Here is a 10,419-nt window from a genome sequence, read left to right as displayed (position 1 = left end):
CGGTTGCCCTGTTGATCAAGGAATAACGCATGGACATGGCTAATCTGACCTGGTTGTACGGCAAGCCAGCGGCTACCGGCGTGCTGAAAGCCAACCCGGAAGACTTTGTGGTGGTTGAGGATCTGGGTTTTACCCCTGACGGCGAAGGTGAACACCTGCTGGTGAACATCCGCAAGAACGGCTGCAACACCCAGTTTGTGGCGGACTATCTGGCGAAATTTGCCGGTATTCATGCCCGTTCGGTCAGCTATGCCGGCTTGAAAGATCGCCATGCGGTCACCGAGCAGTGGTTCTGTCTGCATCTGCCGGGGAAAGAATCTCCCGATCTCAGCCAGTTTGCGCTGGAAGGCTGCGAAGTGTTGCAGGCCGCTCGTCACCTACGCAAGCTGCGCATCGGTACGTTGAAGGGGAACGAATTCACCCTGGTGCTGCGCCAGATCGGCGATCGCCAAGAGGTGGAGCAGCGTTTGCAGGCCATCGCGGCAGGCGGCGTGCCGAACTACTTTGGTAGCCAGCGCTTTGGCCGTGGCGGTAACAACCTGACGATGGCGCGCCGCTGGGCCAACGATGAGATCCGGGTGAAAGAGCGTAGCAAACGCAGCTTCTACCTGTCCGCCAGCCGCAGTGCGTTGTTCAACCTCATTTCCAGCCAGCGCTTGGCTAACCAACAGCAGCAAACGGTGCTGGAAGGGGATGCGTTGCAGCTCGCTGGGCGGGGTAGCTGGTTTGTAGCCAAAGCGGAAGAGTTAGCCACCCTGCAACAACGGTTAGACGCGGGTGAACTGATGATCACCGCTCCATTGCCGGGGGATGGTGAACCCGGTACTGCCGGGGAAGCGTTGGCCTTTGAACAAGCTTGTCTGGTGTCGCAACCAGAGTTGATGGCGTTATTAAAGCGTGAGCGCGTAGAGCCCGCGCGACGGGCCTTGTTATTGCAGCCACAAAAAATGCAGTGGAACTGGTGGGATGATGTCACCGTGGAATTACGTTTCTGGTTACCGGCAGGCAGTTTCGCTACCAGCGTAGTACGCGAAATAATGCAACTGGTTAGCAGTGACGCGGAAATCTCTGAATAACCGTCTATCGCCTATATAGGTAGGGGCGCTGCATGTTGCGCCCCTCCGTTCGAACATGTTTTTTTCCTGAAAAATTCTGCACGCGACACTCTTTTAATTCAACTCCCCCAAATACGCTAAAATCAGATAATTAATTTAATTATAATAAAAAATTATCTATTTTATTATCAATGGGTTAGTTATAACTCTATGGGTGGCGATAAAGTTATAATTATTAAGTTGAATTATCACCCTGTGATATATATAGTGAGCGAAAATTTAGTTTAAGCACAGATAAGCAAAGTAATTTTTTAATTGCTTTATGTTGCGTGACTGTATTTCACAAATAGGTAAATTATGAGTGTTAATGATATTAAATGCCTTTTTGGTATTTTGCTTTGTGCTATTTTTTCTGGCGGAGCACTCGCCAATATGAGTATTTACCCAATGAGTGTCGAACTCGGGGAGACGGGCGCCACTCAAATAAGAGTCATGTCACAGAGTGACGCGGTGCAATTTGTCAAAGTGACGGAAAAACAAATCATCAACCCTGGAACCCCACAAGAGAAAGAAGTGAGCGTGGCAGGGTTCGCTAAAAATTCGTTGGTGATCACGCCACAAAAACTGGCTATTTCCGCCGGTAGCCAACGCCTGGTACGACTGGTGGCCGTGGAGTTACCGGAAAAAGAAACCACCTGGCGGGTCTATTTTGAGGGCGTGCCGGAATTGGAGGACAGCGCTGCTGCCTCCGAGCCGCAGACCACGTCCACCAAAGTAGGTATCAGCCTGGTGTGGGGCGCACTGGTTCACGTCGCACCTAAAAAGGTGGTGACCAGCCTGCGGTTGGATGCCTCGCGTGGTCTGGTGATTAACGATGGCACGCTGCGTATGCCGCTGCGTGAGGTAGGGATTTGTGACCAGGCTGGTGCTTGCCATTGGCAAAAAGAAACCGCCACGATATACCCTGGCACCGAACTTAAAGTGGCCTCGCTGATGGCGCGGCCAGGCAAGAAGTATAAAGCCCGATATTATCATTGGCTGAAAAAGGCCGTTGAAGAGATTGATTTGCCTATAAATAGTTAATCATAGTCAAATCATTGGCCCTATTTTTATGGGGTGAATTAAGCTGGACGTTATTTGTAAATAAATATGGAGATTTTATGAAAAAGTTAATTAAACCCCTGCTGATCGTTTCAATCATGGCGACGGCTTTTGCCACTCAGGCAGTACAGAAAGATATTACCGTCAACGCCAGCGTGGATGCGTCGATGGATCTCACGCAGTCCGACAACACGCCGTTGCCAAGCAGCATTACCATGCAGTATTTGCCAGGCAAGGGTCTGACGCCTTTTAACCTGAATACCAAAGTGTGGTCTAACAGCGCTACCGCTGGGGTCAACGTTCGTCTGGTGAAAGCGGCCAGCCTGGCGGATGCCAACGGTGCCAAGAACATTCCACTGACCGTCAGCCTGGGTGGGACAGTCCTGACCGCGACCAACCAAACCCTGGCTGCCACTACCTTGTTCCCTGCGGGCATTACCAATGGTTCAGACGTCTTGCCACTGCGCATTAGCCAGACCACGCAAAGCATTCTGGAGACCGGGGCTTACAGCGGTATTGTTAGCCTGATAGTGACTCAGGCGACAACGGCCCCTGCGGGTTAAGACGGCAGGTTTTTATGCTAACGCTGGTTTTGCTAGCTTGTGGGGCTTTTTAGCCCCATTTCTCATCCAGGGACGAACAATGACTTTTCACGGCAGGCTATCTACAGGGTTGTTGATAGGCCTAATGATTATTCATTATGACTTATTGGCGGCTCCGCTAGTGCCCCCGGGGTTTGAGGAGTTGGCGCAAGGGCAAATCCTGTGGGTCGATGTTTCGCTGTATGGGCAGTCTCTCGGGCTTTATGAAGCCAATATTAATCTGCAACAGGTTGCCTTCATAAAGCCAGCGGAGCTGAGCGCAGCCGTTAAGCAGCAGTTCAACGACGACCCTGCGCTCGGTGCGCAGTTGATTGCTGCGTTGGCACAACCGTTGCCGCGTAATGGCAACCTGGCCTGTAGCACTAACGGCGATGCGCAGAACTGTGACTATTTGGAAACCCAGACGGTCGGCATCATCTATGACGAAAACAATACCCGCGTTAATCTGTTCCTCAATCGTCAGTATTTACCGCAAAAGGCCGCTGGCAGCAGTTTCTATCAGGCCACGGCGGAAAGTGAAAATGCGCTGGTCCATCAGCAGAACCTGAACTTTGTGGCCGATGAGCTGTTCCAGTCATTGTCCATGCAAGGCAATGGCTCACTGGGCGTGACCGAAAACGGTTTCCTCAATGCCGATTGGACCTACCAAGGCCAACGTTATCGCCAGGCCAGTCATCAGCAGGTCGACGTGAATAATGCCTACTTTCGTCAAGACTGGCTTAAAAGCCTTTATCTGCAAGGCGGCATGATGGACTCGCGCGATATCTTCAGCAACGCCGGTGGCAACATCAATCTGAGCCAACTGCCGATCGGGAAAATCCGTGGGCTGCGGGCAGGCTCGACCCTGGCCTGGATCAATCAGACTCAGGTTTCCAAAGGCACTCCGGTATCGGTTTTCCTGTTGCGTAGCGCGCGTATTGATGCTTATCGCGATGGGCAGCTACTGTCCTCTTTTTACCTGAATGCAGGCGCACAGGAGCTGGATACGCGCACGTTCCCTAACGGTAGTTATACCGTAACGCTACGTGTCTATGAAGACAACCAACTGGTCAGAACGGAAAGCGTTCCTTATACCAACATTGGCGTGGCCCCGATGAATACTTTTCAGTGGTTCTTGCAGGCCGGGGTTATGGATGATAACGACGCTCAGCAAACGGACGGTGACCGGCGGGTGGTGCAAGGCGGGTTGCGCCTGCCGCTGACCGATACGCTGTCGCTGACGGCGGGGGCGACGGTATTGAGCAAGGTCCACTATTGGGAAGGGGCGGCGGACTGGAGCCACGGGTTTAACACAGGCCCGCTGGACGGGATATTGACCGTACGCGCCAGTTACCTCACAGGTAGCGATGGTGCGCGGGGCAATATTCAGCAACTGAATTATAACGACGGTTTTTCCCTGAGTTTCTACCGTTCGGCCCTATCGGCAGCGGACTGCAACGCTCAGGGCAAGAACACCAGCTTTAGCGGCTGTTACCAGAATACTAACCTGATGCTTTCGGTGCCGATTGAACAATGGTTCGCCAACGTTGGCTACTCGGTTAATAGCAACGAAGGGCGGTACCGCTATCGCAGAGAACTGCCTGACAATGATGGACTTCATCATGAAGGGGCTCCCTGGGAACAGGTTTATGCCACTCGTTTGCGTAGTCATACCTGGCAGGCCGGCGTCAGCCGTTCCCTGACGTTCAACGAGATTAATATCAACACCGGAATCAGCGCCTTTATGCGTAATGACAGCGGCCAGCAGGGAACCGACAAAGGCGGATATCTGACGGTCAGTCTGTCATTTTCCGGGGGACGCGGTGGAGAGGGTAGCAACAGCAATACCTCGTTGGGAGCGAACTACCAGAACAGCCAGCGCGGGAAAGGGCAGCTCAGCTATAACGCCAACTACAGCCGCTATACCGACGAAAGTGGGCAAAACGAGCTGGGGGCTTCGATCTATGGTGTTAACAGTCAGAACCTGACCGCATCCACCTATGCTCGTGCCAGCGGGCAGTACGGTAATGGCAGTCTGGCGGTCAGTGATGCATATAACCAGGCAGAAAACCGGCACCGGGTTAGCAGCAGCGGCAGCTATAGCTCCTCACTGTTAGTCGATCGCACCGGGCTTTATTGGGGCCGCTGGGGGGATGGCCGCCCGGCCTCCGCGATTACGGTTGGGGTAGAGGGGGGAGAAGAAAACCGCGCTGCGCTGGCCAATGTGTCGATAGAGGGGGCTGGCCAGACGGATGTGCGCAGTAACAGCCGAGTGCTGTTTACCGTACCGGGCTACCAGCCGACGACCATCGATATCAATGAATCGCTCAGCGCACCGGTTGGCGTCAGCAGTGAAATCCGCCGCGGGGCGGGAACGCGCACGGCGTTTATGGTACCGGGTAAGGTGCTGCGCCGGGATATCGAGGTGACCTCGCGCTACACCTGGCTGGGAAAAATGCTCGATGAGCAGGGCAAACCGTTGGTAAACGGTATTCCCCTTAACGTTCTCTCATGGACGCCGTTAGGTGAGGGCGGTTTTAGCCTGGAAACCGTCAGGCCGGTGAAGCAACTGTATTTGTTGCGTGGCGCACAGTTCTACCAGTGTGCGATGAAGGTTCAGGCGGTGCGAGACGTGGTGCGCTATGTGGGTATTACGCACTGTACTGGGGTCACTATGGCCAACATACCGCCAGCCGAACAGAAACAGGCGCAGTTGATGACTGTGAGACAGGGCCATGGCAGCGATGTGCCGACGGCGATGAAAGTAAATTGAGAAGGTGTTCCATGATGATGAAAATAAAAACGTGTTTTCAGCTTGTTGTTATGCTGGGCGTTGCGTTGTTTGGGACATACGTGCCGCTGGTACACAGCGCCTCTGTCGCTCCTCAGCCACAGAATAGCGTGATCAATATGACTCTTGATCGCATGAATTTACCCAAGGAAATCTTTATCTGGGATGACGTATTTGGTGGCAGTTCAGATCTCTGTGAAGGCCGAGTCGCCTGTAAAAATCAGGATATCATTAACAGCCTGATCTGCCTGTCTACCACGGAGGTAGCCTATGGTGCCTGCCCCTCAAAGTTATTTTGGCAATGGGGTAGCGCTTGGCAGCAGAGCCTGAGGCTTCGTTTCACCCATGCTAATGGGCAAACCAGAGAGTTAAAACTCACCTCTCTTAAAGCGCTCGGGCGATGGCCTTCCTGGGCGGCAGATGCTCCTTTGTATCACAGAGGATTCAGCGTTTTTATCCCCTCGTCCGAGCTGGATAAGTTGTCTATCCCCGGTGTTTGGCGCGCTGGGCTACTGATGAAGGTGAGTGCCTGGGATAATTGCAGTGACGATATCAATGGTTGCCCTGGCTATTTGCGAGCTTACTGGCAGGCCGATATCACCCTGAAGGTGACGGATAATAGCAACCAGCAGATTTATCTGCCCGCATTCCCGACTTCGGCACCGACGATCAACCTGAACTTGAATACCCGCCCAGGCACCGGTAACGGCAAGAATGTGAGTGGCCAAACTAACCTGGATATGTGTCTCTATGACGGTAACGACTCGGCAAGCAACCGCATTAGCCTGCGATTGCAGGACGAAGGGGCCACGGCTGCGGGCCGGCCAGCCGGTCAGTTCTCTATTTATCGCCGTGGGGGGAATAAATCACAGGCTCGCGATCGGCTAGATTACCAGGTCAGCGTAATCAATCCGACTACCGGGGCGGCCCAGCAGCTTGCCAACGGCACAGAAATCATCTGGAGCGACACTAACAAGCGCAATATCCAGCGCCAGGTGATATTACCTGGCGTCAGCAAACCCGCTCTCTGTGTTCCTGCTCCGCTGACGTTGACGACGCCAGCATTCTCCCTGTCAGACAAAACGGCGGGGGATTATACCGGCACGCTACGTATTATCTACACGCCATCCACCCAATCATGAAGTGGATATATACGGTGTATCGATACGTAGTCTACTAATCAGATTTTCATATTTACTCGTGGGTTGGCTTATGGTTTTTGTTGCTGGATTATGATGCTGTTTTAAAATTATAATTTAAAATTATTCCTTTATTATCATATTATTATGTTATTTTTTGGTAATTTTTAATTAATTTTTGTTATGTTGAATTGTGTTGCCTGGCTGTAATAGGGTAGTTGTGACTTGTACGGAGTTGAAACCAAACGTGTCTGAATTTCTGATACGAGTTTATTGGTGCCTGAAATAACCAGAAAGGAATGTTATCGCGCTGGTTGTTTTAAATATGGACGTTAATCCCTTAATAAAGGGTAGCTCGTCGATTTTAATACATAATATGGAATTTATTTTTATGAAACTGAAAAATATCGCTTTATCCACCCTGTTGGCTATCGGTGCCGTCTCAACTGCTCACGCAGGCACCAACGCCCAGATCACCATTACCGGTGACGTTGTTGCCGCTACCTGTGATGTATCACTGTCCGCCAGCAGCCTGGAGTTGGGTAACTTTACCCCAGCCCAATTTACCGCCATTGCCACCCCGGTGACCGACAGCGTGAAGTCATTTACCGTCGGGCTGAATAACTGCATGGCACCGCTGAAAGCAGGTGACACGGCAGGGTTGGTCGTGACTGGGCAAACGCTGGGCGGGAACCCGAATATGTTTAACTCCACCGGTACCACGGCTGGCGTGATGTTGAAAGTCGCCGGTACTTCAAGCTACATCAAGAACAAGGAAAAGTTGTCGGTCGCAACGGCAGGCACAACGCCAGCAGCCGGTGACTTTAACAGCAAGATCGTTACGCTTGAGGCGAGCCTGGCCTCTACAGCCACTCCGGCTCAGCTTGGCCACGTCAGCGCCCCGATCCTTTTCAGCTTCGCCTATAACTGATTTTCCTTTACTCCCTCCATTCTAAGGGCTGGCCGCGTAAGCGGCTCGCCTATGCAAAACCGCAGGCATTAATCTATGAAAGGCCTTCTACATGCACTCTTGATCGCCGTCAGCAGTTCAGCATGGCTCCCCGTGGCGATGGCCGACGGTTTTGGCATTAACGCCACACGCCTGATTTACCCCGAAGGGGCTAACAGCATTACCGTGACGGTGCGTAACACCATGCCTGAATTGCCTTATCTGGTGCAGGCCACGGTCACGATGACGCCAAACAAACCGCAGGTGGCCCCGTTTAACGTTACGCCGCCGCTGTTTCGCCTTGAGCCTAATACCACTAACCAAGTACGCATTGCCGGTCAGACCGGTCATTTGCCTAAAGATCGCGAGTCGGTGTTCTATTTTAACACCCGTGCCATACCGGCTAGCCGCGCGTTGCCGCTAATGCCTCAGGCCAGCGCCGTCAGCGGTGCCGCTCAGTTTGGCGTGGGTAATATCATCAAAATTTTCTACCGCCCTGCCGGGTTGGCTGGCAGCTCAGGCAACGCCCAGCGGGACTTGCAGTTTGAGCGCAGCGGTAACGGGCTGAAAGTCACTAATACTTCGCCTTACTTCATTAACCTGGCTGGGCTCAGCGTGGCCGGGCAGAAATTATCGCTCCAGCCACCGGCTGGCGTTCCGATGATTGCCCCTTTTGACAGCCACATTTACCCGACCGCGGTAAAGCAGGGGCGGGTGAACTGGCAAACCATTACCGATCAAGGGGCCATCGATGAGTTTGATCGCGCACTGCGGTAAATGGGCGTTCGTTGGCGTGTTGATCGCACAGGGATCCATGCCTGTTCAGGCACTTACTCTGAATTATTCGGCACAAATCAATCAGGGAACCTGCCAAATCAGCCTGGATAAAACGCAGATGCATCTTGGCACCGTCGAGCTATCCGCTCTGCGGGGCACTCTGGTTGCGGCTCAACCATTTACGCTGCGGGTTCGTGCCTGCAGCGGTGAATATCAACCAGGGCTGACGCCTGCGATTAAAGTCACCGGTGAAGGGCTCTCTCGCGACGGTAAATGGCTGTTTCGCAGCGCTGCCGATTCGGTGGCGCAAGGGATCGGCATCATGCTGATCAAGAGCGATACGCCACCGTCATATGGCCAGAAGCCGGTTGCCAACGGGGATTTTCTGGATCTGGCTGCCAAAAATATTATCCCGGCGGATACGGATCTTAACTTCTTTGCCGGGATGGCCTGCGGCTCCGTGGCGGACTGCCAGGCCGCCAGCGTAAAGCCTGGCAGGGTCAGTGCGCGCATCGTGTTTGATTTTGTGTATCGCTAATGTCATGCCGATGCTGAGAACGATCATGGCTATCTGCCTGAGTGCGCTGTGCTGCGTGGCTGCGCGGGCGGACGGTGGCGTCTCCCTCAACCAGACCCGGGTGATTTTTCTGGGCGGGAGTGGCGCACAAAACGTCACGGTCAACAATCAGGGTAATCAACTCTATCTGCTGCAGTCCGGCATTCAGATGACGCCGGACGATCCGCGGGCCGCCCCGTTTATGGTTACGCCGCCGTTGGTCAGGCTGGCTCCTGACAGCAGCAACACGCTGCGTATTTTAAGGCAGGGCAATGCCCGGTTGCCGGAGGATCGGGAGTCACTCTTTTACCTGTCGGTATTAGCCATTCCAGCCCGGTCAGGCGACGGAGCGCTGGTGGAGGCGTCCAGGCTATCCATGGGGTTGCGCTTTATGCTCAAGCTGTTTTATCGCCCACAAGGGTTGAAACTGCTGCCGGAGCAGACTTATTGCCAGCTCCAACTGACACAGAACGGCGATCGTGTACGCATCACCAACCCCGGGCCGTATTTTCTGACCTTTAGCCAGTTGACGTTAGACAACCAGCCGATCGATCTGCTGCGGCAGCCCTCCATGATCCCACCGATGGGGTATCTGGATTACCCGCTTATCCGGCCCATTTCACAGGTCCATTGGCAACTGATCACTGATTACGGCGGGGCTTCTGCACGTTGTCAGCGCCAGCTCTCTGCTAACAAGGAAGTTCAATGAAACCGTCAATCATCCGCCAGTTCATCGTCCTACTGCTTTGTGGGTTGGCTGCCGTCAGCGGCCACGCAGGACAACCAGAGCCCAGCGGTATCTCGTTTTACGTCCTGCGGGTGATCTATCCGGAAAGCGACAAGCGCGGGGTCACCCTGCGGGCCTATAACAAAACGCCTGGCGTCTATCTGATGCAGTCATGGATCCGACCGGTCGACTTCAGCACCGGCGATGTCGATCTGGAGGGCGGCGGTGTGATGGCCATGCCGTTTATCGTTACGCCACCGCTGCAGCGTTTTGAACCCGGCGAAGAGCTGGCCTTGCGTATCCGCCGCACCGGCGTTGAGTTACCGACCGATCGGGAGTCGGTCTACTTTATCTCGATGAAGGCCATCCCCAGCCAACCGGCCCCGCTTGATCGGCAAACCACGCCGCAGGTGACCTTGACGGTAGTCAGCAATATGAAGCTGTTTTACCGCCCCAAAGGGTTGCCAACGGGGGGCGTTGCCAGTGCGGCCCCACAGCTTAAGTTCAGCCAGCAGGGCGATATGCTGGTGGCCGATAACCCGACGCCATTCTGGTTGACGTTTTCGCACCTGAGCGTCGGTGAGCATGCGCTGGCTAACCCTGCGCTGCGCCTGATGGTGCCGCCAAAGGGACGACAACAGTATCGCCTGCCCGTAGGAACACGGGGTGACGTTACCTGGCAACTGATTGACGAAGATGGCTGGAACACCCCAGTTCAGCGTTGGTCACCCTCCTCACATTAA

At 53.8% G+C, this 10,419-nt stretch carries 10 protein-coding genes; all 10 read left to right on the top strand.

Going from position 1 to position 10,419, the window contains the following annotated elements; genetic code table 11:
* Positions 1-29 precede the first annotated feature (29 nt).
* The 10 genes from truD to ACLQ7H_RS15150 all read left to right on the top strand — a co-directional run bounded on the left by truD (position 30) and on the right by ACLQ7H_RS15150 (position 10,419).
* Positions 30-1,076 (top strand): tRNA pseudouridine(13) synthase TruD, encoded by a 1,047-nt coding sequence (gene truD / locus ACLQ7H_RS15195; RefSeq protein WP_411753407.1) that lies wholly within the window; start codon positions 30-32, stop codon positions 1,074-1,076.
* 471 nt (positions 1,077-1,547) lie between these two features.
* Entirely contained in the window at positions 1,548-2,138 is a 591-nt protein-coding gene (locus ACLQ7H_RS15190) for a fimbrial protein (protein ID WP_411753406.1), read from the top strand.
* A 77-nt stretch (positions 2,139-2,215) separates the two neighbouring features.
* Positions 2,216-2,719 carry a CS1 type fimbrial major subunit gene (locus tag ACLQ7H_RS15185; RefSeq protein WP_411753405.1) on the top strand — a complete coding sequence of 168 codons (504 nt, stop codon included), beginning with the start codon at positions 2,216-2,218 and terminating at the stop codon, positions 2,717-2,719.
* 124 nt (positions 2,720-2,843) lie between these two features.
* Positions 2,844-5,510: a TcfC E-set like domain-containing protein gene (locus tag ACLQ7H_RS15180; protein WP_411753404.1), complete on the top strand. Its 2,667-nt coding sequence runs from the start codon at positions 2,844-2,846 to the stop codon at positions 5,508-5,510.
* 11 nt (positions 5,511-5,521) lie between these two features.
* The gene (locus ACLQ7H_RS15175) at positions 5,522-6,670 is read left to right on the top strand and encodes a CfaE/CblD family pilus tip adhesin (RefSeq protein ID WP_411753403.1); all 1,149 of its coding nucleotides are present in this window, start codon (positions 5,522-5,524) and stop codon (positions 6,668-6,670) included.
* Positions 6,671-7,058: 388 nt separating this feature from the next.
* Positions 7,059-7,598: a fimbrial protein gene (locus ACLQ7H_RS15170; RefSeq protein WP_411753402.1), complete on the top strand. Its 540-nt coding sequence runs from the start codon at positions 7,059-7,061 to the stop codon at positions 7,596-7,598.
* Positions 7,599-7,673: 75 nt separating this feature from the next.
* On the top strand, positions 7,674-8,393 hold the full coding sequence (locus ACLQ7H_RS15165) for a molecular chaperone (RefSeq protein ID WP_411753401.1): 720 nt from the start codon (positions 7,674-7,676) through the stop codon (positions 8,391-8,393).
* Positions 8,368-8,931, top strand: a complete 564-nt coding sequence (locus ACLQ7H_RS15160) for a fimbrial protein (protein ID WP_411753400.1) — start codon at positions 8,368-8,370, stop codon at positions 8,929-8,931. The genes ACLQ7H_RS15165 and ACLQ7H_RS15160 overlap by 26 nt, the downstream gene beginning before the upstream one ends.
* Positions 8,932-8,941: 10 nt before the next feature.
* Positions 8,942-9,658 (top strand): molecular chaperone, encoded by a 717-nt coding sequence (locus tag ACLQ7H_RS15155; protein ID WP_411753399.1) that lies wholly within the window; start codon positions 8,942-8,944, stop codon positions 9,656-9,658.
* Positions 9,655-10,419: a molecular chaperone gene (locus ACLQ7H_RS15150; RefSeq protein WP_411753398.1), complete on the top strand. Its 765-nt coding sequence runs from the start codon at positions 9,655-9,657 to the stop codon at positions 10,417-10,419. Before ACLQ7H_RS15155 ends, ACLQ7H_RS15150 begins: the two co-directional genes overlap by 4 nt.

The organism is Serratia sp. (in: enterobacteria), assembly GCF_046715635.1.
In the GTDB taxonomy this organism is placed as follows: domain Bacteria; phylum Pseudomonadota; class Gammaproteobacteria; order Enterobacterales; family Enterobacteriaceae; genus Chania.
This window is presented reverse-complemented; position numbering and strand designations above follow the sequence as displayed.

Coding starts and splice junctions, on each gene's coding strand:
- ACLQ7H_RS15155 (WP_411753399.1), top strand. CDS start 8,942: ATGCTGAGAACGATCATGGCTATCTGCCTGAGTGCGCTGTGCTGCGTG.
- ACLQ7H_RS15170 (WP_411753402.1), top strand. CDS start 7,059: ATGAAACTGAAAAATATCGCTTTATCCACCCTGTTGGCTATCGGTGCC.
- ACLQ7H_RS15180 (WP_411753404.1), top strand. CDS start 2,844: ATGATTATTCATTATGACTTATTGGCGGCTCCGCTAGTGCCCCCGGGG.
- ACLQ7H_RS15160 (WP_411753400.1), top strand. CDS start 8,368: ATGAGTTTGATCGCGCACTGCGGTAAATGGGCGTTCGTTGGCGTGTTG.
- ACLQ7H_RS15175 (WP_411753403.1), top strand. CDS start 5,522: ATGATGATGAAAATAAAAACGTGTTTTCAGCTTGTTGTTATGCTGGGC.
- ACLQ7H_RS15165 (WP_411753401.1), top strand. CDS start 7,674: ATGAAAGGCCTTCTACATGCACTCTTGATCGCCGTCAGCAGTTCAGCA.
- ACLQ7H_RS15185 (WP_411753405.1), top strand. CDS start 2,216: ATGAAAAAGTTAATTAAACCCCTGCTGATCGTTTCAATCATGGCGACG.
- ACLQ7H_RS15190 (WP_411753406.1), top strand. CDS start 1,548: ATGTCACAGAGTGACGCGGTGCAATTTGTCAAAGTGACGGAAAAACAA.
- ACLQ7H_RS15150 (WP_411753398.1), top strand. CDS start 9,655: ATGAAACCGTCAATCATCCGCCAGTTCATCGTCCTACTGCTTTGTGGG.
- truD (WP_411753407.1), top strand. CDS start 30: ATGGACATGGCTAATCTGACCTGGTTGTACGGCAAGCCAGCGGCTACC.